Below are 26,125 nucleotides of genomic sequence, written 5' to 3'. Positions count from 1 at the left end.
TCACCGGTTGGCTTTGACGAGCTTCTGCAGCTCGCTGATGACATCGGTGAGCAATCGCCGGGTATGGGGACCCACGTCGGTGCTCGTACAGCTTAGTAGTTGGCTGCAAGCGAGGTGGGAATCAGGTTGTTGGGGCTGGGGAGAGGTCGGTTCTAGTTCGGTTTTGAGCGCCTTGGCCAGGGCCTGGGCCTCCTCTTCGCTGATATAGGGAGTACCAGCCGGTGGTTGTAATAGCTGCTTTTGTCCTCCCTGGCCAGCAAACAGCTGGGAGATCACGGTGAAAAACATGGGGGCATTCTCCTCCAGCATATCCAGCATGCGGCTGCCCGCGTCCCGGCCGCCGGCCCGCTGCTCCATCTCCATGCGGAATTTCACCTTTTCCAGTTCTGCGAGCTCTTTTTCGAGAGCTTTGAGGTCACTTCGGTGCATTTCCTTGAGCCGGTCAATCTCGTTGCGGTGGGATTCCTTTAGGTCGGCCAGCTCCCGCTGGTGGGTCAGCAGCGTAGCCGTTTTGTCTTCGGAGAGCTGGCGCTTGAGCCCCATGATTTCATCGACGAGCTGGCGAATTTTGCGATCAGCGTCATGTAGCTCACCTTCCAGGCGCAGGGCCCGTTGCTGGTAATAATTCTCAGGAGCGGCTCTGCTGGCGGCAGCAGGTTCTTGGCCCAAAGTATCGGGCTGATCCTCGGGTGGGTCAATGCGAAAGCCGATCACAATATCTTCGTCGATGCCGGTGTGCAGAGAGTACAGGCCCGGTGAATATTGCTTTTACCACATTGAAGGGCTACCGGTAGTTGAACGGTAGCTCTTTCTCTACTTGCTGGAGCCCGTTAGTAGTACCGGTAATGCGCCCAAAAATCGGCAGGCCTTGCTCCAGCTCTAGCAGGAAGGTGGCGTAGTCCCGCTCTTGGGGTTCGTTCGGCTTATTTTCCAGCGTTTCAGGCATTGGCTTCGTGTTCGTTGGCATGGGGTTATTGCGTCAGTGTGACCAATAACTGATATCAACGTAACACTAATTCAAATTAGGAAAAATACCCCGGGATGGGCTGGAACAGGGTGCAATGGGGTGTTAAAGAATGGGACAGATTGGGATAGATTGTTTTTTTAAAATACCCTTTTACGTTCTTGAACGTGATGAGTTAGTTCTCAAGAGTTGCGTTGGTCTCCTTGGCAAACCAAGCTGTCGCCTTTGCTTGAGGTGACGGTTCTCCTTACGGAGTCACCGCAGTTATTGCTTAGTGGGCCGATCTTGGTGGCGACCTCGTCCATATAGCCTTGTTTGAGCCAGTTTTGCATCGTCTTAAGTAATAACGGCACCTCTACTGGCTAATTCAGTTGGTACTGCAAATTTTCGGATGGGATGGGGCGTCGAAAATGTGGCATAAGTAGATCCATAAAAAGTAATATGATTTTTAGTATAAAGTGTAGTGGTTATACCTCATGTTAAGTGTAGAATGGTTCAAAATTAACCGTTCTACACAAACCTAACCATGTTTTCAAAACACTTACGTAATACTCATATCGCGATAGTACTCCCAGTCATTTTAGTTCTTTTCCTCCATTCAACAGGTAACTGTCAGAGACAGCAACCGGGCAAAAGTACAGGTAAATCTGTATTCGAAGCTTCTCTACAATCGCATTCTGCTGAAATTCATAAAATAAAAAAAGCCTTCAAGCGACTTGATGTTCCCAGTCGTCCACACCGGCTGAATATATTTTCAGATATAAATTGGCAGTACGCCAAGGGTGCTTCTTCAGAGCGACTAGATGTAACCCTCCACGACCTGCCGGATTCACTGCAACCTGTGACGATACGCCATCGACTGTTGGAGCCGGATAGCCCAATGTGGTACGTCACCCAAATCGCATTCCCGCGCCCCGTCACCCTCCGCATCAATGCTGATGATGGTGCGCAGGCCTGGTACGGCGGGCAACGCATCCCGGTATATCGCGGACGCTTTTTTCATTTCCCCGCCAGCTCTTCACCTAAAAAGCTGGTGATCCGCGTGCTGAATAATGCCATGCATGGCGGACTCAACTCTGTACACGCTTACAACCATCAGGAATTCATGCACTATGAACGCTATCGAAAATTATACCGAAGAGTTGAGCTATTCGTTGAAAAGGCGATTCAGTTTGAAGAACTATCTAATACCACAGTCAACACTATTTTATTAGCAATAAACAATCCAACCGAAAAGACTGTGGCAAGTGCTGAAAAAGCACTGAAACATCTGCCCTATTTTGAAACCCCACCCTATCTGCAGCACGTTGGTCCAGGGAAGTTATCGATCTTGTGGGAAACAGATATCCCCACATCGCATCAGGTTATTTGGGGATCTGACCCTGAACTTATGAATAATACCATAGAAAGTGATTCATCGTATAGAATGCATGAGGTATCTCTATCAAACCTGGAGCCCGGCAAAACTTATTACTATCAAATAAAACAGCATGAAAATCGCTCCAGGGTATATCCCTTTAAACTTCCGAGGGACACCACCCACTTTGAGTTTGCTATCTGGGGCGACAGCCAGAGCGGGTGGGAAACTTTTGACCAGGTGGTACATGCCATGCAGGCGCATCCACTTGAATTCACAGTAGGTGTTGGCGACTTGGCCGACCAAGCCTGGCGCCCGCAAGAGTATACACAGCTACTGCAAACCCTGCACCCGATGAGTGCTCACACCCCGGTATACCTGGTGCCAGGCAACCACGATTATGACGGTTTTTACGATTCCATGATCGCCAAGGATTTTCATAAATATGCCCGTAATGGTAACGAACCACCCAGAACCTACTACTCTTGGTCCAGTGGTAATGCTGCTTTTATTGCACTTGATCCACATAACACATTTCCGGTGGGCATTGAACCAAATTCTGACCAATACAAGTGGCTGGTCAGTGAACTAAAGAAGCCGTTTTGGACTGATGCTAAATGGCATTTTATTGTGCTGCATCATCCACCATATGCACAGGGCTGGCCGGGCTACCACGGGGAAGTTTCGGTTCGCGAGGCCTTGGAACCTCTTATCGAAAAGTACAATATCGATTTTGTGGTTGCGGGGCACAGTCATGCGTACGAGCGATTGATCAAACAATATGGGAATCAAACTACGTATTATATTGTGACCGGAGGAGCGGGTGGTAATATTACTACAAAACCGGAACTTTCTGATTACCCCAAAATGGATACAGTATTATTTACTCATCATTTTACACGCTGGCAAGTTCGGGCTGATACAATTTTATTCCAGGCTATTGACAATGATCGAAAGGTTCTTGATGAACTGACTATAACAAAATAAGGCAAAACCCCAACAACTCTGGATTTAGGTGTTCATTTTACGAATAGAAAAACCGAACCCTATCATGCTTATATATTGAGGTTTATCGCATTCCAAAATGGGATTTCATTTCCACATTATTAGTTTTTTAATACACACTAGACGGTAATTTCCTGGGTCTGGAGTTGGTCATTTCCGCGAACCAATACTTCACATTTAAGATATTTGCCGTTTAGGCAGCTATTAAACATGAAAAAGGGGAAGGATGAGCTATCATCCTTCCCCTTAATTTTGAGTGTTTGGCTCTGGATTTAGTCCAGCTTATTCATCCCACCAAACATGCGTGTTGATACTGTTTTCTCCCTGTCGGCTAATCGCCTCATCATAATTCTGCTGGTTCGTGATTTGTGCCGAGAAGGGATATTCCATGCGGACCGGAATTTGGTCGTCATTGTCATTGGCGATGGATGGCTCCAGGTCAGGGAAGCCGGTTCGTTTCCAGTCATTCCAGGCTTCTAAACCTTGTCCGTAGAGGGCGATCCACTTCTGTTCGCCAATCTGCTGCAGGGCATTTGCGGGATCAAAATCAACCTCAGCTTCGGAAAGGTAGCTGTCGACCCCGGTAACTCCATGTTGATCAAAGGACGCCCGAATGCCTTTCTCATAATAACTTTCCACCGAACCGGAAATAAATCCTTTTTCGGCGGCCTCGGCCATCAGGAAATTCAGTTCAGCGTAAGTCATTATTACGCCGGGCGTCTCAGCCTTACGAAATGCCGACCCGATTTTTGAGGTGCGGTCCATACCCAACTTGGCAGCATCCTCTGGCATAAGGCCGTTCGGCACGCCTACATAGAGGCTATCCTGTGGCTTGGTTGCCGAAGTGTACTGCGTGGTATCCGCATATACTTCCAGCCGGGGATCGTTGAGCTGTTTGAGGCGATCAACCAGCGTTTTACTGACCCTGAACTGGTTGCGTCGGCCGGAGGGCAGCTCAATGATGGGATGTCGATTGGGCGGATTGGAAAGGTACACCAGCTGGGCGTTATCCTCATTGGAGTCAAACATATTGTCGTTTTGCACCAGACTTGCCAGCTTGCTGCTTACATTTTCCTTCCCGGAAATACGCATCAACAGACGAAAACGGAGGGAATTGGCAAACTTCTGCCATTTGCTCATATCCCCGCTGTAAAGAATATCACCACTGATTTCGTGATCGTTGGTTACAATCATAGAACTTGCCGTTTCCAACTGCTGCAGCAGATTGGTATAGATAACTTCCTGGCGATCAAACGCCGGTTGGGTAACGCCACCGTCAATACCCTGCAGGGCCTCGCTATACGGGATATCGCCAAACGAATCTGTTAGTAGCGAAAAGTACCAGGCTTTCATAATCATACCCACGGCCTGGTAGTTGGGATTTCCCTGCTCTTCTCCCAGCTTCTGGATGCGCTGGAAGTCCATCAGCGGACCGGAATACCCACCTTCCCAAAAACTACTGAATGAAGAGTTACTGTATATGTAGCGATCTTTGTCCGTTCCCTGGATGCGGGCCCAGTGCTGGACGATAAGGTTTCCAAACTCCATACCCACGGCTGCCCCCTGGTAGAGGTCTACGGCACTCTCCGTGGCGTACGGTAGAATGATATTGGGATCTACATCTGTCGGGCTGTTGGGATTTGAATTTACATCCGTCAGTGACTCATCACATCCAGATATAAACACGACAAGACACAGTACAGCAAGAAATAAAGATTTTTGAGTAGTCATGATTGATAAACTTGTTTTTAAATCGTTAGAGTGAGAGGGAAATATTGAAGCCGACGGACCGTGCGGAAGGGATCTGGCCAAACTCGAGTCCCTGCGCTATATCATTGGCAATGGCCGTTTCAGGATCAATATTAGGAGCGTTACTGTGCAGCAACAACAGGTTGCGTCCTGTAACAGAGACGTCGGCTGACTTGATTGGCAGGTTTTGCAGCCATCTGTACGGCAGATTGTATGACAGCGTCACTTCCCTGAGCTTGATATAGCTGGCATCGAAAATACTCACCTCAGTGTTGTGATACCCGTAATATCCCAGGTACCAGGAAGAGGCCGAAACGTTGGTGGTATTCGGGCTGTACGATCCATCGGGATTCTCGACGACACCGTCTCCAACGATACCATTTTCGCGCCCCTCAAGCGTAGAGGCCAATACACCGGCACGACGGCCAATCACGTTGGTGCCGGAGTAAATCTCTCCACCGATGCTACCATCAATAAGTACATTCAGCGAAAGACCATCGTAGCTGAAGGTGTTGGAGATACCGCCAGTCCAGTCAGGCTGGTAATTCCCCTGGATCTGTCCCTCGTCATAGAGATCTGGCAGACCGTTTGATTTGAAAATAATTTCACCATCTTCGGTGCGCCTCATACCACGACCGTAAAATGAACCAAAAGGTTCGCCTTCAACTGCTACAACGTCCAGCCTGAAGAGACGTCCACTTGGCAGCCGCAGGCGATCTACCCCTTCGGCCAGCTCCAGCACTTCATTCCGATTGCGGGCATAGTTGACGGTCAGATCCCACTGGAATGGACTTGAAGCATTGAGCGGTTGAATAAATGCAGACGCTTCAATTCCTCTGTTTTGAATTTTACCGGCATTAAATATTTGTGACTTGTATCCTGAAGAACTTGAGATGCCTGAACTGACGATCTGGTTCTTTGTGTACATGTCGTACCAGGTCACATCAAAAGCAAGTTTTCCATCCAAAAAGCGGAGATCGGCCCCAATTTCATAGGAAGTGGTAATCTGGGGTTTAAGATCTTTATTGGGAATCGTGTTCGATTCTGATGCTGTAGTGATGGCACCCCAGTTGGAGACAGCGGTACTGTACACCTGGTTCAACTGGTAGGGATCGGTGTCGGAACCGACCTCTGCATAGCTGGCTCTCAGCTTGGCGTAATCAAGCACATTATCGGAGATATCAAACATCTCGGTGAGCACGCCGCTCAGTGATACGGACGGATAGAAATAGGAGTTGTTATCGGACGGCAGGGTGCTCGACCAGTCGTTTCGGGCCGTCACCTCCAGGAACAGGTAGTCGCGGAATCCCAGCTCCGAAAGACCGTACACGCTGTAGATCTGTTTTTCTTCATATCGATTTTGGGCTAAGGGGATCCCTTTTGCATTTCCCACATTATAGACCCCGGGAACCGCCAGCTGCCGCGCTTGCACCAGATTTTGCCGCATGGTGTGTTTCATCCAGTTGCCGCCGGCCGAAAAATCGAGTGAGAAATCTTCGGAAATATTCTGTTCACCGCGAAGCAAAAACTCATAATTCTGCTCCGACATTTTATAGACATCTTCGGTGAACGCGCCCTCCGGAAACTCAATCCCGTTATAAGCTCTTTTGATCGTCCGAACATCGTTGAAAAAATCGATGCCCGCTTTTGCCTGGGCTGTAAGCCATTCGGTTACGTTGTAGGAAAGGGAAATATTTCCGAACAGGCGGTCGCGGTCCAGTGCATTGGTATTTTCGTTTACGATAAAGTACGGATTATTGTGGTAGTTGGTATTCCAGTTCACTTCGTTACCGTGATCCTGGTATTCGGCTTTCAGGGCGGGAATATCAACCTGCCGGCCGAACCACAAAAACTGTTTCATCACGTTTTGATCGTCGTAACCGCCTCCCATACGGTTTCCGCTGCTTGTTTTTACGTAGTTTACGGAAGCCCGGGCGTTAAACTGGTCAGTTAGCTGGGTGCCTGCATTTAGTGAAATATTATTCCGACCCAAGTCCGTATTGGGGACCATGCCCGTTTCTTCGGTATTGGTGAACGACAGCCGGAAGTCAGCCTGCTCTCCTCCGCCGGTAATGGCAATATTGTTTGAATACTTCGTGCCCGTCTCGAAAAAGTCTTTCACATTGTCGGGATGAGATATCCACGGTGCTGGCTCGCCGTTGGAATTGAACTGAACAAATTCAAGTCCCTCATCCAGGGGCGGTCCAAAGCTGATATCGGAACCGTCGTTAACGCCATTGCGACCGTCCACGAATTCAAAATTATCCCCGACGCCCTGACCGTATTCATTTTGATAATCCGGCAGAATCATCGGTTGCTGAAAGGACACTCCGGACTCAACTGTAACCCCAATTCCTTCGGCACCTTGTCCGGTCTTGGTTTTAATCAGTACCACACCGTTAGCGGCACGCGAGCCGTAAAGTGCGGCCGCATTAGGTCCCTTGAGCACGCTTATCGACTCGATATCGTTCGGGTTCAAATCGCTAATGGTATTCCCGTAGTCTATAGCAGATTTGCTGCCCCCGGCATCCGGACGAAAGCTGCCCGTTCCAGACTTGATGTTGCTGTTATCCACCGGCACACCGTCTATCACAAACAATGGCTGGTTCTGCCCGGTAATGGAATTTTCGCCACGGATGACAATACGAGATGAACTGCCGATGCCCCCGCCGGCACTGGTCACCTTAATGCCGGAGACTTTCCCGCTCAGGGCATTCACGACATTCGTTTCGCTGCTGTTGTCAAGATCGGTTCCATTCACACTCTGGATGGAGTAGCCCAGCCGGGTGCGCTCCCGATCTATATTCAAAGCGGTTACCACCACTTCGGAAAGCTCACTGGCCTGCGGATAGAGGCGCACTGTGATTTCTTCGGAATCTTGAATCCTCACCACTTTATCCTGGTAACCGATAAAGCTAAAGACTAGCAGATCCCCTTCCGACAGATCATTGAACGAAAAGGTACCCTCACTGTCAGTCGTTGTTCCCCGGTCCGTACCTTTCACACGGATGTTTACGCCCGGAAGTGGCAGTCCTGAATCGCCGTCCAGTACCTGCCCACTGAATGGAAACAAAGCTGAAATATGTGAATACTCGTTTTCAGCTGAAAGTATGATCTTGTTGGATCGAAGATGATATGAAACGCCCACTTGGCCACATAATTCATCGAGGACGGCATTCAGGGGTTGTTGGTCTGCTTTAAGCCAGACCTTTTTGTTAAGATTAATTTTATCCTGGCTATAGATGAAAGATAAACCCGTTAGCTGCTCTAACTTCTGGATGGCTGCTACGAATGATACCTTCTGCTTGGTTATGGTGAGAACCTGGTCTTGGCCCGGAATCTGTAACTGGTATTGAGCCAGTTCATTAAATTGTGTTGGCTGGGCATACCCCGGAGTGGAAAAAAGTAAAACCAGGGCAAATAGAATTGATTTGGATAATAACTTTTTCATAGTTTAATTTTAATTTTGCAAGCTCACCCCGTATAGGGGTAAACAGTAATTACTATTGCTGTTTTTTGAGTTATTCAGCCGGGTGTGTTACCGCACATCCGGCTTTTTTATGTAGTGTCTATGCCATCATTGTCCTCCTTTCATTTCTGTTTTTGTTCGATGGATTGTTGCTGTTGAATCAACGGTTTTGTAGCCTAAATTTGTGGAAATGCAGATCATCTCAATGATTTCTTCCCAGTTCTCATCATCAAAGCGACCGGTAATGCGCGTATTGGTGAGCTCGGGATCCGCAAAGAGCATTGTAATTCCAAAACGGCGATAAAGTTCATCAGCCACCTGCCGTAATGTGGTCTTTTCAAAAAGCAAAATACCTTTCCGCCAGGATGTGAAGCGATCAGCCTTGGCAACCTTCTTTTTAATAAGCCGATCATCGCTGGGCCGAATCTCCAATTGCTCTCCCACTCCAAGATCTACCGTAGATTGCTTCTCAACGTTTATTCCTTCATTTTTTGTCGCTTTTTTAACCCGGACCTTACCTTCTGTGACAGTTACTTGACGTACGGGATCAGAGCGATAGGATCGAATATTGAATCGGGTCCCAAGCACCTGGGTTAGCAAATCGTCACTTTGTACCTGGAACGGGCGATCCGGATCAGGGGCAACTTCAAAATAGGCTTCTCCTTCCAGGGCCACCCGGCGGTTCTGCTCGTTATAACCCGCTTGTACCCTTAAGTTACTCTCAGCATTTAACCAAACGTTAGAGCCATCGGGGAGCGTGATGGATCGGGTCTCTCCTACCGTTGTGCTGTATTTTGTCATTACTTGTTCGCTGGATGATGCATTAAAATTGATGAATAGTCCTACACATACGGCCACCAGTATCAGCAGCGATGCCGCAGCCATGTACGTTCTGCTCAGGGAAAAAATAGAAGTGGCTTTCACCGGATCTTCTTCGAATGAAAGTGTTTGCCGTATTCTGTTCTTTATCCGCTTCCGACGCACATCCTCAAGGGGATCTTCATTTATTTTTTCCCAGCGTCGCTTGTGTATATTATCGTGGTGCTTGGTCATTCGTAGCGTATTGGTTTCATGTTAGCTACTGGTTATACACACAGTCAGCCAAAAACCATTACGCAGTTAACAATTATTTAACACCGGGGGAGGAAGTGCTATGTCAGACAGGGAATTGCTGCATTATTCCCATTTGCATTAAACATTCATACTAATGCGAATCAGGTAGATTCACGCAGATAGGAGTGTTGGGTTTAAATCCGGTGATTTTCCAGCCGGATCCGTTTCAGCCGCCTTCTGCGGAATAAAAGAGAATGGTGTTGCCTTATAATTCGTCAGGAATATTGTTGCTGTATTAACGTCCGGATGCGATTATCGCCCTTTTTGAGCAGGGACTGCCGAATGCATTTGAGAGACCTGACCATGTGAACTTCTACCGTATTTTTGGATATATCCAGCTTGTCGGCAATTTCTTTATAGGTGAGACCTTCCTGCCGGCTTAGCAGGTATACTTCTTTTCGCCGTTTTGGGAGCTGTGCCAGTGCCTGGTCGTATAAGTGTTGATACTCTGCTTCTGAAATACGCTGAAGGGTTGGATTACGGGGAATTAAGCCTGAGCTGCGAATTTCATCGTGGCACTCGCGCCGTACTCTCTTATTTCTGATCACATTGAGAATATGATTCTTTGATAAGGTAAAAAGGTAGGAATCAAAATTTTGATCCGGCTGAATCAGGTTCCGTTTTTCCCAAAGCTTTACAAACAGATCGTGTACTACATCTTCGGCCTCCGTTTCAGAATTCAGATAGCTCAGGGCAAATCGGAAAAGCTTGCCGTGATAGATTTCATATAGTTCTGAAAAGGCCTGCTGGTCTGATATCCGCAGGCGCCTGGCTAAATCTTTGATATTGCTGTGCTTGTCCATCTTCCATATTTACTGACGGTGAAATCACGCAGTAAATATTAACACATCGGAAGGGAAACTCGGTTTTGTAACTATTATAATTAGATTAAGAATATGTTACGGCTAAAGTGATGGTCGGACTTAGGCAAACCTACCGCAAAATTTTAGGACTGCTCAGATTTCCTGGTTTTCGTTTAATTAGGAACACTATTTGCCCAAAAAGGGTCAAGAAGTCTGACTCAACTATTTGAAGTAAGTCAAAATTCTTTTTATTCCCTTTCAAAATCACTCAACTCATCTACGGATATCACATACTTTTTGAAAAAAGAAAGGAGATACCCAAAATACTCTTCAAAAGTATGGCCGCTTCCATTCTCTCGTGACAAGTATTCAACTTATTGATGAATTTGCTATTGTTAGGACCATCGAATTCTCCCCACTGGACGTAATAGCCAAACAAGTTGAGATAGGTAGATACAATTACCCGCCCGATTCTGCCATTAGCATCATAAGGAGGGTGGATATAGACAAAGCGCTGGTAAAATCGCATTGCATTTTCGATGGGATCCCCTGGATCTATAACCAGATGGGAAAAAGCCATATCCAGTTTTTCATCAATTTTGGAGGAACTGGTTCCTTTAAATCGCATGCGCTGCCGCTGGTGTTTCGTGCCGCCAAATCCAATAGTGTCTCGACAGTATGTTTGACCTGCTGCTGGAAGAGAGCAACAAGCTAACCACCGACCCAGAAGAGCTTTCCCACCGCGCCTTTACCGAGATGATCCGCTATTATGAGGACAACGATCATATTGTGGGTGGCCAGATATTCAGTTTCAGGCTTTACCCGTAGGGACTGCGAAAACCCGCTCAATTTAGCAATGGCAGGATACCCCTGGCGAAAAGATAGGTCCTTAGAATCGGAATGAGACTTAGTTGTCCCTTTTAATAGCAAAGCCCGATATTTCTACTCCTTGAACCCTTAAATCGCCATTCATTCCTGAGGTGGAAGTAACATCAAACCGAGCTATTGCATCTGCTCCCATTTCGTTAGCTACTTTATAAATTTCATCAATGGCCTTTTCAACATTTATATCTTCAGGATAAAATTCCTCCACGGTTCGATATCCGGTATTACTATCTGAATCAGGAATTCGCCTAGTCGTTTTTCTTACGGCAGGCCATTGGGTTAGTGTTATTAGTCCGATAGACTGATACTCCCCTAGATACTGTTCAGGTGTTATTAAAAAACCTTGATCGGTATATTCTGAAAAGTCATATCCTGTTACGTTAACAACTTCATCCCTTGCCACAGTCTCCGGCCCTGCACATGAAGAAGCCATAAAAGATAGGATTATTACAAAAAATAATTGTCTCATCTTGCCATAGTTTAGTTTTGTCTCTATTTCTCTATTTTGCCAACGATTAATTAAAATAATGAACAGTCCGGGTTATACAAGTACGCACAGAAACTCACCTATTCGAGAGGCTAAATAACGGTAAGCAAGGTATTGTGTGACCCAAAAATGGAATTAGGGTATAAAATAGGAGAGTATAGAAAAACATAAAAGCCGCTAACCCATTCAGGGCCAACGACTTATGTAAATGTGGGTGGTACTGGATTCGAACCAGTGACCCCCTGCTTGTAAGGCAGGTGCTCTGAACCAGCTGAGCTAACCACCCGGAGTATCAATAAGAAAATAACACTTGGCAGCCGAGTACATAATATTGTTACTCAACTGCCTTTTTAAGAGAGCACAAATATAAGAACTATTCATGCTCTGGCAAAACATTTTGTCGGTAAATTATTACAACTATTCCATTCAGGGGTTATACACTTACTATCCGTGGCGGAGAACAGGAAATTACTCTGGCATTAACAGCGTTACGTTTATCTTGATTAAGGCTCGGAAAAGCGCAACATTGGAACCGTGACAAGTTTTCAATTCTATTGACGACCAGGGGTGAATAATGACAACTGATTCAGAAAGCAATCGAACTGCAGTATTTGTAGATGGAGGACGTATTCCGTTTCAGCGCTCAGGAACCGGGTATAAGAGGTTGTCGGCCTATGATCTTGGTCGCATGGCTATTGAAGGAATGCTGGCACGCTCCCCCATCATCCCTGATCAGCTGGACAGGATCATCATGGGGTGCGTAATCCAGGATGTAAACACCAGCAATGTCGCCCGTGAGGCGGCCCTGGGAGCCGGAATCCCAAACAGCGTGCCCGCCCATACGGTGACGATGGCCTGCATTTCCTCCAACCAGGCGGTAACGAGTGCAGTAAATCTCATTCGTTCGGGACAGGCCGAAATTGTGCTGGCCGGCGGAACGGAAACGATGTCTGACATCCCCGTTCGATTTCGTAAAAAATTCCGCCAAAAACTGCTGGATGCCCGCAAGTACAAATCCATTGGAGACTACCTGAACTTTTTTAAAGGTCTGCGCCCTTCGGACCTGCTCCCGGAGATCCCCTCCATCTCTGAATTTTCTACCGGAGAAACCATGGGAGAAAGCTGTGATCGCATGGCGGCCCATTTTAATATCGGTCGCCAGGCACAGGATGAATATGCGCTGCGCTCTCACCAATTGGCAGCCAAGGCGACAGAGGAGGGGCTGCTGGATCAAGAGCTGCTGCCCGCAACAGTGCCCCCGAGTTTTGAAATCATCACACAAGACAACGGCTTCCGGGAGGATACCTCGATGGAAAAGCTGGAAAAACTGAATCCCGCCTTCATTAAACCACACGGCACTGTTACCGCGGGAAATTCTTCATTTCTCACAGACGGGGCTTCAGCCTCTTTAGTCATGAGTGAACAGAAGGCGCTGGCGCTGGGACTCAAACCCAAGGTCTACCTCCGGGATTATACCTATGTCGCGCAGGATCCCGAAGAACAGCTGCTACTTGGACCCGCTTACGCTGTCCCCGAGGTGCTGGATAGACGGGGAATATCGCTCTCCGATATCGATGTTTTTGAGTTCCATGAAGCTTTCGCAGGCCAGATTCTTACCGTGCTGAAAGCACTCAATTCCGATGCATTTGCCACCCAATACCTAAACAGGTCAGCAAAAGTCGGGGAAATACCGATGGAAAAGTTCAATACGTTGGGTGGCTCGCTTTCTCTCGGCCACCCCTTCGGGGCGACGGGCGTCCGGCTGATTACCACCGCCTCAAACCGGCTGATGAGGGAGGATGGAGAACTGGCTCTCGTGGCCGCCTGTGCCGCAGGCGGACTGGGTCATGCTATACTGCTGGAACGGTATCCGGAATAAAAACAGGGCTGTAAAACCAATTGATATTGCAAATGGAATAAATCAATCTCTGGATTAATATCCGAAAGGCACATTAATTTTTCAGGTTTATAATGACAGCCCGAAAAGTGAAGCTTTTGCAACGTCCCCTAACTATAAAATAGCATCATGAGTTATTTATCAACTGAACGACAAGACGATATCGCCGTTATAACACTTGACCAGCCCGGGGAAAAGGTAAACAAGCTGAACGAACAGCTTATCGAGGAGTTCCGTGCCCTTCTGGACACTTATTCCGGGGACCAAAACCTGAAGGGAATTGTCCTCGTCAGCGGCAAGGAGGATAACTTCATCGCCGGGGCGGATGTGAAGATGCTGCAAAAAAAGCAAGCTCCAAAAGAGATTGAGGAACTCAGTCGCACAGGCAATGAGCTGCTGCGGCGGCTCGAACAGTTTCACAAGCCGGTGGCGGCGGCCATTCACGGCTCATGCATGGGCGGTGGACTGGAACTGGCAATGGCGTGCCACTATCGCGTGGCCTCCAGTCATCCGGAAACCGTCATGGGACAGCCGGAAGTCAATTTGGGATTACTACCCGGCGCCGGGGGTACGCAACGCCTGCCGAGACTCATTGGCCTGCAAAAATCACTGACCTATCTCCTGACCGCCAAAAATATCTATCCCCGGCAGGCCTACAACATGGGACTGATCGATGAACTGACTCATAAAGATGCCATTGTGACGGCCGCCGTAAAAGCAATATCAACCATCAACAGCGGTGATTTCCGCAGAAAAGATAAACGCAGTATCATAGAAAGGCTGTTGGAGGGAAATCCTGTGGGACGTAAAATCATATTCTCCAAAGCGCGAAAACGGGCGCAATCAAATACCAGGGGAAACTATCCGGCCCCGCCAACAATCATTGACTGTGTAGAGGAGGGATACACAAACGGACTGGAGGCCGGCTTAAAAAAAGAAGCCAAAGCGTTCGGCAGACTGGCCGCCACCAGCGAATCTAAAAACCTGGTTACCCTTTTCTTTGGGATGCAAAACGCCAAAAAAAATCCCCATAAAGACCGGGCCCGGAATATTGATAAAATGGGTGTCCTGGGGGCGGGACTGATGGGAGCCGGAATTGCGGATGTCAGCGTAAATAACGGGCTGCGCGTGCTGCTCAAAGATCAGTCGGTTGAACAGGCAGCCCGGGGCAAACAGACCATTTGGCAAAACCTGCAGGACAAGGTGGAAAAACGGATTATTTCGGAATTTGAGCGCGACCGTACTTCCAGCCTTGTCACTCCAACCGGCCGCTACGATGGATTTGAAAATGCAGACCTGGTGATAGAAGCGGTATTTGAGGACCTGGAACTAAAACAGAAGATGGTAAAACAGGTTGAAGAGGTTGCGCACGAGCGCTGCATCTTTGCCTCGAACACCTCATCCCTGCCCATTGCCAGGATTGCGGAGGCCTCTTCCCGCCCGGAGCAGGTGGTGGGCATGCACTATTTTTCGCCAGTGCAAAAGATGCCGCTTGTCGAAATCGTACAAACAGAACAAACCGCCGACTGGGTCACGGCCACCGCCCGGCAGGTTGGTATCACCCAGGGGAAACATGTGATAGTGGTCAATGACGGGCCCGGGTTTTACACCACTCGCATCCTCGCCCCCTACATGAACGAAGCTCTCAACTTGCTCGAAGAGGGTATTTCCATCGAGCAGCTCGATTCCGCCATGAAGCAGTTCGGGTTTCCGGTGGGACCCGCCGCTCTGTTTGACGAGGTCGGCATCGACGTGGCGGCCCACATCACGGAGGTATTAAACGAGATGTTTGCCGCTCGCGGGGTAACTCCCAGCAACAAGCCGAAAGAATTGTTGGATGCCGGTTTCAAGGGACGAAAAAACAGGAAGGGGTTTTACCGGTATGAGGAGTCGGACGGTAAGAAGAAGAAAAATCCGAATGAAGATATGTACGCCTTCTTTGGAGGAACGACTCGCAAAGACCTGGAAACAGAGACCGTCCAGCAGCGGATGGCGCTGGCCATGATCAATGAGGCGACCTGGTGCCTCCAGGAACAGATCCTGGAGTGCCCCGGCGACGGGGATCTCGGGGCGATACTCGGGCTTGGATTCCCTCCGTTTCTAGGCGGCCCTTTTCGATATATCGACCAGCGTGGAGCCTCAAAAGTCGTCAGTAAGTTGCAACAATACCAGGAAACACTGGGACCGCGATTTGAACCTGCCGAGATCTTGACCAGAAAAGCATCAAAAGGAGGGACGTTTTATGAGTAGCACACCTGCCGGCACTCGCAGTGCCAGAGGATATAGCGTTCCAGCCAGACAAAATGGAGATAATATTTAAAAATGACAGAATCAGAGCTAACTGTAGACTTCCATAAAGATGCGCCGCGACAAGGTCCGGGCAGTACAGAAGAGACCATAAGGGCTTTGGAACTCACAGGGATGGCTAATAACGACGACTTGAAGATTGCCGATATCGGTTGTGGAACCGGATCTCATACCATCGTCCTTGCTCAAAATACAGAGGTATACATTGTTGGCGTCGACTTATTTCCGGGGTTTTTGGATAAACTTGAGCATAAAGCCAAAGCGTTGGGATTGCAGGACCGGGTGACTACCCTCGCAAAATCGATGGACAATTTGCCTTTCGGCAACAACGAATTTGATATTATCTGGTCTGAAGGGGCCATCTACAACATGGGATTTGAAGCCGGAGTTAAAAAATGGAAAAATTATTTAAAACCAGGGGGCTATATATGTGTTAGCGAAATTACCTGGATCACGGGCTCCCGCCCCGGGGAACTGGAAGACTTTTGGATGCGGGAATATCCGGAAGTGGCCAGGGCATCAACCAAAATCAATTTTTTAGAAGATAATGGCTTTACACTCGCTGGCTATTTCTATCTGAATCAGGATAGTTGGATTGACAACTATTACAAGCCCATGGAAGAGCGTTTTTCTGCTTTTCTTAAACGACATAACAATTCTGAGATTGCTGAAGAGATCGTCAAGGAATACAAAAGCGAAATTGCACACTACCAGAAATACAAGGATTATTTCAGCTATGGATTTTACATAGCCCGGAAAGATACATAAAAGAGGACTTTCAAAAACCAGGAGTGTTGGTCAAGCTCAACCCCTAATCGGATGCGGAACCGCAGTTTATATCCTAAAAATGAGGATTTTGAATCCGCGAAAATGACGATTTTACCGAAACAACGGTTTTGCAAAGACCTCTAAAAGAAATAACAATGTAAAAATTCAACTATGCCCCCTGCCTTACTGCGCTTTGATGCAGCCATACCTCATCCTTTCGCTGCTCGTTTTGTTTGCTAAACCTGAAATATCAGAATGGATCTTACCGTTGGACCGTGTGCCGTTTTTGGACAAATTTTTTATCTCAAAAAATAAAAATTTTAGATTCGCCCCCGTTAACCCTCAAAACATCAGCGTATTTGTACCATATTGAATTGAATTGCAGAGAAGAGCTCCCGGCAACATTGTCCCATCCTCACAAAAATAGTATCTTGTGGGCCATTACAAACGCGAAGTTTTTAATCTAATTTATTTTATATGCTATCGTTATTCTTTTTACTGTTAACCGGATCGCCTGAAGATGCGGGGTGGATGAACCTGATTTTTATTGGTCTTATTTTTGCGGTGTTCTATTTTTTCATTATCCGGCCGCAACAAAAGAAGCAGAAAGAGATTCAGGAAAAAGTTTCAAACATTGAAAAGGGCGACAAAATTGTAACGTCGGGTGGAATTATTGCCAAGGTTACAAGTGTTGAGGATGATTCAGTATTGGCGGAGGTCGATACCGATGTAAAAGTACGATTTACCAAAAATTCCATTACTGACGTAAATCCCAATAAGAACAACTGAGTTATTATGACGTCCGAAAACGTCTCCTTCGACAGCATTGAATCCGCTGTCGAAGATATTAAGCAAGGTCGCATGGTCATCGTCGCCGATGACGAAGATCGCGAAAATGAAGGCGATTTCATTATGGCCGCGGAAAAAGTCACCCCGGAAGCGGTGAACCTGATGGCCAAGCACGGGCGGGGGCTGATCTGCGTACCCATTACCCGCCAAAAAGCCTATGAAATGGACCTTGACTACATGGTTACCGAAGGGGCCGATCCCGACGAAGCCGCATTCACGGTATCGGTTGACCACAAGGAGACCAACAGCACGGGTATCTCGGCTTCCGACCGTGCCAACACCATCCTGGAACTCATCAAGGATAACGCCCGGCCTGCTGAATTTCGGCGTCCCGGCCATATTTTTCCCCTTATCAGTACGGAGGGAGGCGTTCTGCGCCGCGCCGGACATACCGAGGCCTCCATCGACCTTGCCCGGCTGGCGGGACTGAAACCGGCCGGTGTGATCTGTGAAATTATGAAGGACAACGGGGAGATGGCCCGGCTGCCGGACCTGGTGGAGATCGCCGAGGAGTTCGATATGAAGCTGATCTCCATAAAAGACCTGATCGCTTACCGGATGCAGAATGAATCGCTGGTGCGCAAAATTGTGGATGTCAACCTGCCCACTATTTATGGCAACTTCACCCTGCACGCCTTCCAGGAGCGCCTGACTGGAGATCACCACCTTGCACTCGTCAAGGGAGAATGGGATGAGGGCGACCCCGTGCTGGTTCGCGTACACTCCTCCTGTATGACCGGCGACATTTTTGGCTCCAAGCGGTGCGATTGCGGCGAACAACTGCACCAGGCACTGCTGACCGTAGAAAAGGAGGGGCAGGGTGTGGTACTCTACATGAATCAGGAGGGCCGCGGAATCGGGCTTGTCAACAAGCTGAAGGCCTACAAGCTCCAGGAACAAGGCATGGATACGGTGGAAGCCAATGAGGCACTCGGCTTTGAACCGGACCACCGCGACTATGGCGTCGGCGCCCAAATCCTGCGCTCGCTGGATGTTACCAAGCTGCGCCTGATGACCAACAACCCGGTCAAGCGTGTTGGACTAAAAAGTTTCGGGCTGGAAATGGTGGAACGGGTTCCCATAGAAGTGGGCGCCTACCCTGAAAATGTCCGTTACCTCAAAACGAAACGCGACAAGATGGGGCACGACCTGAAGCTGGACGATATCGACCCGCACAGTCCGGAATTTTTAGAGAGTATTGTCACCGACGACTAGCCTGCATTTCTCACCAAGAAATTTGTTCTTCAGCAAGGCGAAGGCAAAATGGCCGTGCAGATGTACTTTCGTACGTTGAGCAGGCGATTTTCCCTTTAACGCAGCCGGAGGGCAAATCTCGCGGCACGTTACACCCTGTTACATACAATGCCTGTAAAATATGATGTAAGATACTGCCTGCCGTTAGTCGGTGGAATTGCGCTGATCCGCCGGATCGGTACCTGGTGCAAACCTCTCTCCCTCTGAATCTGACGACCTCTCTTCTGTCTCGATATCCACGTCTCCTGGTCCAGGTTCAATGGAAATTCCACCACCAGCCGGGGCCGCTGCTTGTTTCGAGCCCGGGGTTTCACGCTCTGATTCCTGGTCATCGTCGTCATACCGCTCTTCGGGCGGAACCGGCAAAATACGCTGGTGAAAAAGCAGGAGAGAGATTATCGCTATACTAATTGCGATATCCGCCACATTAAAGATATAGGGAAAGACGGGATATCCGTCAATGCGCAGGGTAAAGTGAATAAAATCGATTACGTGACCTTCAAGAATTCCACCATATGACTCAATATAGCCCATAACCAGGCGGTCAATAATATTTCCGAACGCCCCGCCCAGCACCAGTCCCATACATGCCAGGTATCCCAGGTTCGCGTGTTCAAGGGAACGGAGGATGTACACAATAATGCCGATTGTTGCCACTATCGCAATTGAGCTGATTGCCGGGGTGCTGATCCAGTCCATACCCAGGGCCATACCCGGGTTTTGGGTATAGTGAAAAGAGAGCCAGCCCGGGATAATATCCCAATTCTGTACAGAAGGCGTGGTACGCACCAAATGCTTGGTAACCTGATCAAGAGTCACAATGACCAGGGCTGGTATCCAGAGAACAATGAGTTTATTTCTTTTCAAGAACCGTAACCAACACTTTTAATAGTTAGCGACGTTTTAACTTGGCTTCAATACTGAGCTGGGTATGGGGAACGGCCTCAAGACGACCTTTGGAGATCTTTTTACCCGTTACCTTGCATACACCGTAGGTCTTGTTTTCTATGCGTTTCAGGGCATCGTCCAGGTACCGGATAAACTTTCGGGTCCGGTTATAGAGCATATACGTTTTTTCGCGCTCCTGGGCATCCGTTCCGGCGTCTGCCATATGAAACGAGTAGGCCGATTCATCAGAAGCATTTTCCATACTCTCTTTAAGAGAGTTTTGCAGGGATTCCAGCTCCTGGGTGGCCTCGTCTCTTTTCTTTATAATTATTTCTTTAAAATATTCAAGTTCTTCGTCTGTATAAGGAGAAATACGCTCCTTTTTTTCATTGTCACTTTTCTTTGCAGCTGCCATAAGCTTGCACTCTCGTCTTAGTTAGGGTTTCGTCTTATGGAGATTGTACAATCTTCTTCACCAATCTCCCATGTTTTTACAAAGTCAAATACATCGAGTTCTTCTGAGGTTATCTTTTCTGCGAGGGTTTCACTTTTAATATATTCATCCATCGACTCTACGGCATTTTCAAGCGTCTCCGATCCTTCAAAGCCGATCATAATGCGATCAACAACATCAAAATCGGCTTCTTTTCTCATATTTTGGATCCGGTTGACAAATTCGCGGGCCAGCCCTTCACGGATGAGCTCGGCAGAAAGTTCGGTATCGAGCGCAACGCTCAGGCCGTTTTCCGTTTCCACCGACCAGCCTTCAAGCCCGGTACGGCTAATTTCAAGATCTTCGCTGCCCAGCCGAACGACGCCCTCTTCGCCCAGATCCAGCTCAATAGAGCCGGTTTGCTCAAATTTGGTAATCTCTTCAGTGTTTAAGTCCTGAACTTTCGGGGTAATGGATTTCATCTTTTTACCCATCTTTTTACCCAGAACGGGGAAGTTGGGTTTGGCGGATTTCCGGACAATCCCGGAGTCATCATCTACAAACTGTACCTCTTTAACGTTCACTTCGTCCAGGATAATACCTTTGACCGATTCTACCGCCTGCCGTTCCTCATCGTTCTCGATCGGCAGTATGATACGCTGCAGCGGCTGGCGCACGTTGATCTCAATTCTATTTCGCAGGCTGAGCACCATTGACGAGATCTGGCGCGCCATCTCCATCCGGTGCTCCAGCGACTTGTCAATAGCGGTTTCTTCCACAGTAGGATAAAAAGAGAGGTGGACCGACTCTTCATCTTCATTCGTAACGTCATTGAGCTGCTGATACAGCCACTCTCCCAAAAACGGGGCGATCGGGCTAATCAGCTTGGAAACATCCAACAGGCACTCATACAGCGTTTGATAGGCAGCCGTTTTATCCAGGCTTTTACCCTCTTTCCAAAAGCGCCGGCGGTTGCGACGCACATACCAGTTGCTGAGCTCTTCGACAAACCCCTCGATTTCGCGGGCCGCCTTGGTGGGCTCGTAGTCATCAAGAAATTCATCTACCTTTTTAACCACCGTATTCAGCCTCGAGATCACCCATCGATCCATCTCCAGTCGATCGGTGGCCGGAATCGGGGAACCGGAGTAGGTAAACCCGTCGATATTGGCATACATGGCAAAAAACGAGTAGGTGTTAACCAGTGTATTAAAAAACTTTCGCTGGGTTTCCCGGAGCCCTTCCTCACTGAATTTCAGGTTCTCCCAGGGAGATGAGTTACTCATCATATACCAGCGGACCGTATCTGCGCCGAACTTTTGTATGACCTCAAACGGCTCCACGGTGTTCCCCTTCGACTTGCTCATCTTGTTGCCCTCCGCGTCGAGCACAAGTCCGTTGGAGACGACATTTTTATACGCGGGTTCATCAAACAGCATGGTACCCAGCGCGTGCAGGGTATAAAACCAGCCGCGCGTCTGGTCTACTCCCTCAGCGATGAAGTCGGCCGGGAAATTGGTCTTGAAACGCTCCTTGTTTTCGAATGGATAGTGCCACTGCGCAAACGGCATGGCGCCGGAGTCGAACCAGACATCCAGCAGGTCGGGCACGCGCCGCATCGTTCCGCCATTCGGGCCCTCCCAAGTTAGCTCATCGATATGTGGGCGGTGCAGGTCGATCTCTTCGTCATCAGCGAGCCCCGCCTTTTTCCTGAGCTCCTCCACACTTCCTATGCATTCCACATATTCCGGATCTTTGTCGCTGACCCAAAGGGGAATCGGGGTACCCCAGTAGCGCTGGCGGGATATCGCCCAGTCCACATTGTTCTCCAGCCACGTCCCGAATCGGCCGCTGCCGGTACTCGGGGGTTTCCAGTTTATATCAGCATTGTACTTCACCATCTTGTCTTTCACATCAGTGGTGCGGATAAACCACGATTCCACCGGGTACGACATCAGCGGCGTGCCCTTGCGCCAGTCAAACGGATAGTTGTGCACATAGGTCTCGTGCTTGTACATCAGATACTTGTCCTTGATGGCGCGCGAGATCTCCTTGTCGGCGTCTTTGAACCACTGGCCTTCAAAATCAGGCGCCTGTTCGGTAAACTTCCCATCCTCGTCGATCGGGTTAAACATCGGGATGCCGGCCTCCTTGCAGGTATCGAAGTCATCGGCACCAAAAGCAGGGGCGGTGTGTACCACGCCGGTTCCCTCCTCGGTCGTCACATATTCTGCCGGGATAACCCTCCAGGCGTCATCCCGGTCGTGCTCTTCCAGGGCATATTCAAATACGGGATCATAGGTCCAGCCGACCAGATCTTTGCCCTTGTACTCCTCTACAATTTCGTATTCATGATCGATCGTCTCTTCAATACAATCTTTGGCCAGGATGTAATATTCGGTGCGGTTCCCCTCGGAAAGCTTTATTTTCGCGTAATCCAGTTCCGGATTTACTGCCAGCGCCATATTGGATACGATTGTCCACGGGGTGGTCGTCCATGCCAGGAAATAGGTGTCTTCCGACATTCGCAGCTGAAACTTCACAAAGATGGAGGGATCCTGGACTTCCTCATATCCCAGGCTCACTTCATGCGAGGAGAGGACGGTTCCGCTGCCCGGGGAGTACCATTGAATTTTATATCCCTTGTAAACGAGATCCTTGTCAAAAAGGGTCTTGAATGCCCACCATATAGACTCGATATAGTCATTCTCAAACGTAATATACGGGTCGTCGAGATCTACCCAGTACGCCATGCGATTCGTCAGGCGGTCCCACAGATCCTTGTATTTGAGTACACTTTTGCGGCAGTGGTCGTTGTATTTGGAGATGCCGTACTCCTCGACCTGGGAACGTCCCTCGAGACCGAGCTCTTTTTCAACTTCAATTTCCACGGGCAGGCCATGCGTGTCCCACCCTGCCTTGCGCTCTACTTTATACCCCTTGAGCGTTTTGTAGCGGCAGAAAAGATCTTTCACAGTCCGGGACATCACATGGTGAATACCCGGCTTGCCATTGGCTGTGGGCGGTCCCTCGTAAAAGGTGAAAGGGATTCCCTCTTCACGCGTTGTCACACTTTTCCGAAAGATCTCATTCTCTTTCCACCACTTAAGCGTTTCGACTTCAAGCCTGGAAAAATTGAGCTGCTTTACTTCTTCAAACTGTTTAGCCATAAGGTCGATTTTGGTCGACAATTATTTTTATAAAACCTGAAATATACAAAGTTTCACGTTCATTTTACCACGTGAAATCACTCCAGGTTATTGAACATTCAGGTGAAAATAGCGATTAAGATACAAGATTTGACGGTTCTGTTCATATTATTTCATTCTAAATCGTTGAAACAGTGGACCAATAAAACAGATTAGAAGATAAATAATCAAGGTAGATGAACGCAGAGAGCGATATATCGCTTTTATTTTTTTGATTTGGCAACGTACCTTTGAACGACTGTGAAGCATCCCTATACCCTGTGCGGGATGTTAAAAGATGATTTGTGCAGCTTGCCATATTTTGAATTAAAAAAGAACCTGAAAATATTTCAGACTTATGGAGTCAGCCCTGGAGAAAGAGATAACAAAAGAGAATCCGTATAAAATCATTTTTGTATGCCTTGGGAATATTTGCCGCAGCCCCACTGCTGAGGGCGTTTTCCAGCACCTGGTCAACGAGCGGAATTTAGAGGTCTATTTTGAAATCGACTCAGCTGGAACTTCGGCTTATCATGTGGGAGAATCCCCCAACAGCAACAGCCGGCAGGTGGCCGGCAGGTACGGCGTCCAGCTCCAGTCGCGAGCCCGGAAATTTGAATACGGGGACCTGGAATACTACGACCTTATTCTCGCAATGGATCACGATAATCTTAAAAATATACAGAGCCTGGACCGAAAGGATCGCTTTTCCGATAAAATTACCTTGTTGCGTTCGTTTGATCCCCAACCGGGAGACGGAGCCGTCCCCGATCCTTACTACGGGGGAATGCGGGGATTTGAGAATGTATTCCAGGTGGTCAAACGCAGTTGCGAGTCGCTGCTGGACGAGCTTGAGCAACAAATTGAAGATTAAATAAGAGGGTGAAGGTCGAAAGTTAAAGGTTGGGGCTGAAGCTCCCGACCCAAGACCCACGACGCAAGACCCACAAAACAACATGATTCCAGATTCTCTTAAAGACCATATCGTCGAACAGACCGGCCAGTCCATCACTTCCAGCAGGCGCGTTTCCGGCGGAAGCATCAACCAGGCCGCACTGATTGAACTGGAAGATACGGGCCGCTGTTTCCTGAAATGGAATACCGCCACCGAGGCCGATCTGTTTGCCAAGGAGGTCAGGGGACTGGCACTTCTGCGCTCTGCGGAAACGGACTTGATTGTGCCTCGCGTTATTGAGCAGGCCACCTACAACGGCGACAAGGGATACCTCCTGCTGGAATATATAGAGGAGGGAAGCGGCAGCCCCGCTTCTTCAAAAGCATTTGGGCGGGAGCTGGCGGCACTGCACAAGACACGTCACACCCGGTATGGACTGGATCACAACAACTACATCGGCAAACTGCCGCAGTCCAACTACTGGCATGATGAGTGGATCGACTTTTTTATCCAGGAACGGATGGAACCACAGGTGAGCATGGCGGTAGATGCCGGCAAGCTTTCGGGTTCTGTTCACTCTTCCTTCCAGCGCATGTACCAACGGTTACCCGGTATTTTTCCGGATGAACCGCCCAGCCTCCTGCACGGCGACCTCTGGGGGGGCAATTATTTTTTCAACTCCGATGGAAAAGCCGCAATTTACGATCCCGCTGTTTATTACGGCAACAGGGAGATGGAGATCTCATTTACGAAGATGTTCGGCGGATTTTCTCCCGAATTTTACAGGGCATATAATGACGTGTGGCCCCTGAGCCCGGATTTTAACAGCCGCAAGGATATCTATAATCTTTACCCGCTGCTGGTGCATGCGAACCTTTTCGGCGGACACTACGCCCGGCAGGTGGTGTCGGTCGTCCGGCAATTTTGATATGGCCGCCCCGGTACGGACTAAATCGGGAACAGGAATAAATTCAAATTCTACCAATCACTTTTAAGCTCCATATTCTATTTACATGTTTTCAGATAACCCTATCACCACTAACCCGACAGCTACAGCAGGATGAGCACTTACCAACGTATCGTCAGCCTGGTGCCCAGCCTGACGGAACTGCTGATTCACCTCGGTTTAAAAGAACGACTGGTGGGACGCACCCGTTTTTGCATTCATCCGGCCGATGAAATCAAGGATATCCCGATTTTCGGGGGCACCAAAAATCCCAGGCTGGAAGAGATAAAAAAAGCCGTGCCTGACATTATTCTGGCCAACCGGGAGGAAAACAGGAAAGAGGATATCAAGAGCCTGGAAAAGGATGTCAAGGTCATGCTGACCGATATTACGACCATTGAAGATGCCCTGATCACTATCCACGAGATCGGCAAGCGGTTTGGTAAAGAGGTGGAATCGGATCAGCTGGCAGGCCAAATTGCCGCATCCCTGGAACAGCGCCCCGAAGAGCCTCCGCTCCGCACCGCCTACCTCATATGGCGCGACCCGTGGATGACGGTCGGGGCGGATACCTACATCCGCGATGTGATGGATCACTGGCGGTTGATCAACGTGTTTGACGACCAGCAGCGATACCCGCAAATAACACTCCAGCAGATCGGGCAGCGGGACCCGGACCTCCTTCTGCTCAGCAGTGAGCCTTATCCTTTTAAAAAGAAACATGTAGACGAAGTAAAAGAACAGCTGCCCGATACCCGCATTCTGCTCGTCGAAGGCGAATGGTTTAGCTGGTACGGCTCGCGCATGTTGCCGGCATTTGAAAAATTGAACGTCTGGAGAAAAGCTATTGCCTGATCTGCTACTCTCC

Annotated in this window: 21 protein-coding genes and 1 tRNA gene; 10 read left to right on the top strand and 12 right to left on the bottom strand. The window is 48.6% G+C overall.

The genetic code is table 11. The features are described 5' to 3' along the window. Entirely contained in the window at positions 1-669 is a 669-nt protein-coding gene (locus ACG2E4_RS09520) for a hypothetical protein (RefSeq protein ID WP_395276385.1), read from the bottom strand. A gap of 115 nt (positions 670-784) precedes the next feature. Next, the gene (locus ACG2E4_RS09515) at positions 785-946 is read right to left on the bottom strand and encodes a hypothetical protein (RefSeq protein WP_395276383.1); all 162 of its coding nucleotides are present in this window, start codon (positions 944-946) and stop codon (positions 785-787) included. A gap of 544 nt (positions 947-1,490) precedes the next feature. Between ACG2E4_RS09515 and ACG2E4_RS09510 the strand changes: the two genes are divergently transcribed. After that, entirely contained in the window at positions 1,491-3,308 is a 1,818-nt protein-coding gene (locus ACG2E4_RS09510; protein ID WP_395276382.1) for a metallophosphoesterase, read from the top strand. Between the two features lie 300 nt (positions 3,309-3,608). Here the strand turns inward: ACG2E4_RS09510 and ACG2E4_RS09505 are convergent, their stop codons facing one another. The 5 genes from ACG2E4_RS09505 to ACG2E4_RS09485 all read right to left on the bottom strand — a co-directional run bounded on the left by ACG2E4_RS09505 (position 3,609) and on the right by ACG2E4_RS09485 (position 11,088). Further along, a complete protein-coding gene (locus tag ACG2E4_RS09505) occupies positions 3,609-5,057 on the bottom strand; it encodes a SusD/RagB family nutrient-binding outer membrane lipoprotein (RefSeq protein WP_395276381.1) in 1,449 nt (482 codons plus the stop codon). Positions 5,058-5,082: 25 nt separating this feature from the next. Continuing rightward, positions 5,083-8,526, bottom strand: a complete 3,444-nt coding sequence (locus ACG2E4_RS09500; RefSeq protein WP_395276380.1) for a SusC/RagA family TonB-linked outer membrane protein — start codon at positions 8,524-8,526, stop codon at positions 5,083-5,085. 126 nt (positions 8,527-8,652) lie between these two features. Further along, on the bottom strand, positions 8,653-9,597 hold the full coding sequence (locus tag ACG2E4_RS09495; RefSeq protein ID WP_395276379.1) for a FecR family protein: 945 nt from the start codon (positions 9,595-9,597) through the stop codon (positions 8,653-8,655). A gap of 275 nt (positions 9,598-9,872) precedes the next feature. Beyond that, positions 9,873-10,460 carry an RNA polymerase sigma-70 factor gene (locus ACG2E4_RS09490; protein WP_395276378.1) on the bottom strand — a complete coding sequence of 196 codons (588 nt, stop codon included), beginning with the start codon at positions 10,458-10,460 and terminating at the stop codon, positions 9,873-9,875. A 286-nt stretch (positions 10,461-10,746) separates the two neighbouring features. Then, positions 10,747-11,088, bottom strand: coding sequence for a Fic family protein (locus ACG2E4_RS09485; RefSeq protein ID WP_395276377.1), 342 nt, complete (start codon positions 11,086-11,088; stop codon positions 10,747-10,749). A gap of 50 nt (positions 11,089-11,138) precedes the next feature. Between ACG2E4_RS09485 and ACG2E4_RS09480 the strand changes: the two genes are divergently transcribed. After that, on the top strand, positions 11,139-11,288 hold the full coding sequence (locus tag ACG2E4_RS09480) for a hypothetical protein (RefSeq protein WP_395259550.1): 150 nt from the start codon (positions 11,139-11,141) through the stop codon (positions 11,286-11,288). A gap of 79 nt (positions 11,289-11,367) precedes the next feature. On the opposite strand, the gene ACG2E4_RS09475 is transcribed toward ACG2E4_RS09480, so the two are convergent. Then, positions 11,368-11,814 carry a hypothetical protein gene (locus ACG2E4_RS09475; RefSeq protein ID WP_395276376.1) on the bottom strand — a complete coding sequence of 149 codons (447 nt, stop codon included), beginning with the start codon at positions 11,812-11,814 and terminating at the stop codon, positions 11,368-11,370. A 229-nt stretch (positions 11,815-12,043) separates the two neighbouring features. Continuing rightward, a tRNA-Val gene (locus ACG2E4_RS09470) sits at positions 12,044-12,118 on the bottom strand. Between the two features lie 288 nt (positions 12,119-12,406). Here ACG2E4_RS09470 and ACG2E4_RS09465 point away from each other — a divergent pair. The 5 genes from ACG2E4_RS09465 (at position 12,407) to ACG2E4_RS09445 (ending at position 18,868) form a co-directional block, all read left to right on the top strand. Further along, on the top strand, positions 12,407-13,711 hold the full coding sequence (locus ACG2E4_RS09465; RefSeq protein ID WP_395276375.1) for an acetyl-CoA C-acyltransferase: 1,305 nt from the start codon (positions 12,407-12,409) through the stop codon (positions 13,709-13,711). Positions 13,712-13,858: 147 nt separating this feature from the next. Beyond that, the gene (gene fadJ, locus ACG2E4_RS09460) at positions 13,859-15,979 is read left to right on the top strand and encodes a fatty acid oxidation complex subunit alpha FadJ (protein ID WP_395276374.1); all 2,121 of its coding nucleotides are present in this window, start codon (positions 13,859-13,861) and stop codon (positions 15,977-15,979) included. Between the two features lie 72 nt (positions 15,980-16,051). After that, complete coding sequence (locus tag ACG2E4_RS09455) at positions 16,052-16,804, top strand: class I SAM-dependent methyltransferase (protein WP_395276373.1); 753 nt, start codon at positions 16,052-16,054, stop codon at positions 16,802-16,804. 477 nt (positions 16,805-17,281) lie between these two features. Next, positions 17,282-17,593 carry a preprotein translocase subunit YajC gene (gene yajC / locus ACG2E4_RS09450; RefSeq protein WP_395259526.1) on the top strand — a complete coding sequence of 104 codons (312 nt, stop codon included), beginning with the start codon at positions 17,282-17,284 and terminating at the stop codon, positions 17,591-17,593. 6 nt (positions 17,594-17,599) lie between these two features. After that, positions 17,600-18,868, top strand: a complete 1,269-nt coding sequence (locus ACG2E4_RS09445) for a bifunctional 3,4-dihydroxy-2-butanone-4-phosphate synthase/GTP cyclohydrolase II (RefSeq protein WP_395259525.1) — start codon at positions 17,600-17,602, stop codon at positions 18,866-18,868. Positions 18,869-19,051: 183 nt separating this feature from the next. Here the strand turns inward: ACG2E4_RS09445 and ACG2E4_RS09440 are convergent, their stop codons facing one another. Genes ACG2E4_RS09440 through ileS form a run of 3 tightly spaced genes read right to left on the bottom strand, consistent with a single transcriptional unit; the run spans position 19,052 to position 23,398 of the window. Next, the gene (locus tag ACG2E4_RS09440) at positions 19,052-19,774 is read right to left on the bottom strand and encodes a signal peptidase II (RefSeq protein WP_395276372.1); all 723 of its coding nucleotides are present in this window, start codon (positions 19,772-19,774) and stop codon (positions 19,052-19,054) included. A gap of 25 nt (positions 19,775-19,799) precedes the next feature. Further along, on the bottom strand, positions 19,800-20,210 hold the full coding sequence (locus ACG2E4_RS09435) for a TraR/DksA family transcriptional regulator (RefSeq protein ID WP_395259523.1): 411 nt from the start codon (positions 20,208-20,210) through the stop codon (positions 19,800-19,802). Positions 20,211-20,227: 17 nt separating this feature from the next. Then, complete coding sequence (gene ileS, locus ACG2E4_RS09430) at positions 20,228-23,398, bottom strand: isoleucine--tRNA ligase (protein WP_395276371.1); 3,171 nt, start codon at positions 23,396-23,398, stop codon at positions 20,228-20,230. Positions 23,399-23,774: 376 nt separating this feature from the next. Between ileS and ACG2E4_RS09425 the strand changes: the two genes are divergently transcribed. The 3 genes from ACG2E4_RS09425 to ACG2E4_RS09415 all read left to right on the top strand — a co-directional run bounded on the left by ACG2E4_RS09425 (position 23,775) and on the right by ACG2E4_RS09415 (position 26,112). Continuing rightward, positions 23,775-24,290, top strand: a complete 516-nt coding sequence (locus ACG2E4_RS09425; RefSeq protein ID WP_395259521.1) for a low molecular weight protein-tyrosine-phosphatase — start codon at positions 23,775-23,777, stop codon at positions 24,288-24,290. Between the two features lie 82 nt (positions 24,291-24,372). Further along, complete coding sequence (locus ACG2E4_RS09420; protein ID WP_395259520.1) at positions 24,373-25,239, top strand: fructosamine kinase family protein; 867 nt, start codon at positions 24,373-24,375, stop codon at positions 25,237-25,239. Positions 25,240-25,371: 132 nt separating this feature from the next. Further along, positions 25,372-26,112: a helical backbone metal receptor gene (locus ACG2E4_RS09415; protein WP_395259519.1), complete on the top strand. Its 741-nt coding sequence runs from the start codon at positions 25,372-25,374 to the stop codon at positions 26,110-26,112. Positions 26,113-26,125: the final 13 nt, after the last annotated feature.

Source organism: Halalkalibaculum sp. DA384, assembly GCF_043951955.1.
Classification (GTDB): domain Bacteria; phylum Bacteroidota; class Rhodothermia; order Balneolales; family Balneolaceae; genus JAMQKA01.
Note: the sequence above shows the minus strand (reverse complement) of the source record. Positions and strands in the feature narration are given on the sequence as shown.

Bases quoted from the DNA above. Each gene is read 5' to 3' on its own strand.
- ACG2E4_RS09515 (WP_395276383.1), bottom strand. From the start codon at position 946: ATGCCTGAAACGCTGGAAAATAAGCCGAACGAACCCCAAGAGCGGGAC.
- ACG2E4_RS09510 (WP_395276382.1), top strand. From the start codon at position 1,491: ATGTTTTCAAAACACTTACGTAATACTCATATCGCGATAGTACTCCCA.
- ACG2E4_RS09505 (WP_395276381.1), bottom strand. From the start codon at position 5,057: ATGACTACTCAAAAATCTTTATTTCTTGCTGTACTGTGTCTTGTCGTG.
- ACG2E4_RS09500 (WP_395276380.1), bottom strand. From the start codon at position 8,526: ATGAAAAAGTTATTATCCAAATCAATTCTATTTGCCCTGGTTTTACTT.
- ACG2E4_RS09495 (WP_395276379.1), bottom strand. From the start codon at position 9,597: ATGACCAAGCACCACGATAATATACACAAGCGACGCTGGGAAAAAATA.
- ACG2E4_RS09490 (WP_395276378.1), bottom strand. From the start codon at position 10,460: ATGGACAAGCACAGCAATATCAAAGATTTAGCCAGGCGCCTGCGGATA.
- ACG2E4_RS09485 (WP_395276377.1), bottom strand. From the start codon at position 11,088: ATGCGATTTAAAGGAACCAGTTCCTCCAAAATTGATGAAAAACTGGAT.
- ACG2E4_RS09480 (WP_395259550.1), top strand. From the start codon at position 11,139: ATGTTTGACCTGCTGCTGGAAGAGAGCAACAAGCTAACCACCGACCCA.
- ACG2E4_RS09475 (WP_395276376.1), bottom strand. From the start codon at position 11,814: ATGAGACAATTATTTTTTGTAATAATCCTATCTTTTATGGCTTCTTCA.
- ACG2E4_RS09465 (WP_395276375.1), top strand. From the start codon at position 12,407: ATGACAACTGATTCAGAAAGCAATCGAACTGCAGTATTTGTAGATGGA.
- fadJ (WP_395276374.1), top strand. From the start codon at position 13,859: ATGAGTTATTTATCAACTGAACGACAAGACGATATCGCCGTTATAACA.
- ACG2E4_RS09455 (WP_395276373.1), top strand. From the start codon at position 16,052: ATGACAGAATCAGAGCTAACTGTAGACTTCCATAAAGATGCGCCGCGA.
- yajC (WP_395259526.1), top strand. From the start codon at position 17,282: ATGCTATCGTTATTCTTTTTACTGTTAACCGGATCGCCTGAAGATGCG.
- ACG2E4_RS09445 (WP_395259525.1), top strand. From the start codon at position 17,600: ATGACGTCCGAAAACGTCTCCTTCGACAGCATTGAATCCGCTGTCGAA.
- ACG2E4_RS09435 (WP_395259523.1), bottom strand. From the start codon at position 20,210: ATGGCAGCTGCAAAGAAAAGTGACAATGAAAAAAAGGAGCGTATTTCT.
- ileS (WP_395276371.1), bottom strand. From the start codon at position 23,398: ATGGCTAAACAGTTTGAAGAAGTAAAGCAGCTCAATTTTTCCAGGCTT.
- ACG2E4_RS09425 (WP_395259521.1), top strand. From the start codon at position 23,775: ATGGAGTCAGCCCTGGAGAAAGAGATAACAAAAGAGAATCCGTATAAA.
- ACG2E4_RS09420 (WP_395259520.1), top strand. From the start codon at position 24,373: ATGATTCCAGATTCTCTTAAAGACCATATCGTCGAACAGACCGGCCAG.
- ACG2E4_RS09415 (WP_395259519.1), top strand. From the start codon at position 25,372: ATGAGCACTTACCAACGTATCGTCAGCCTGGTGCCCAGCCTGACGGAA.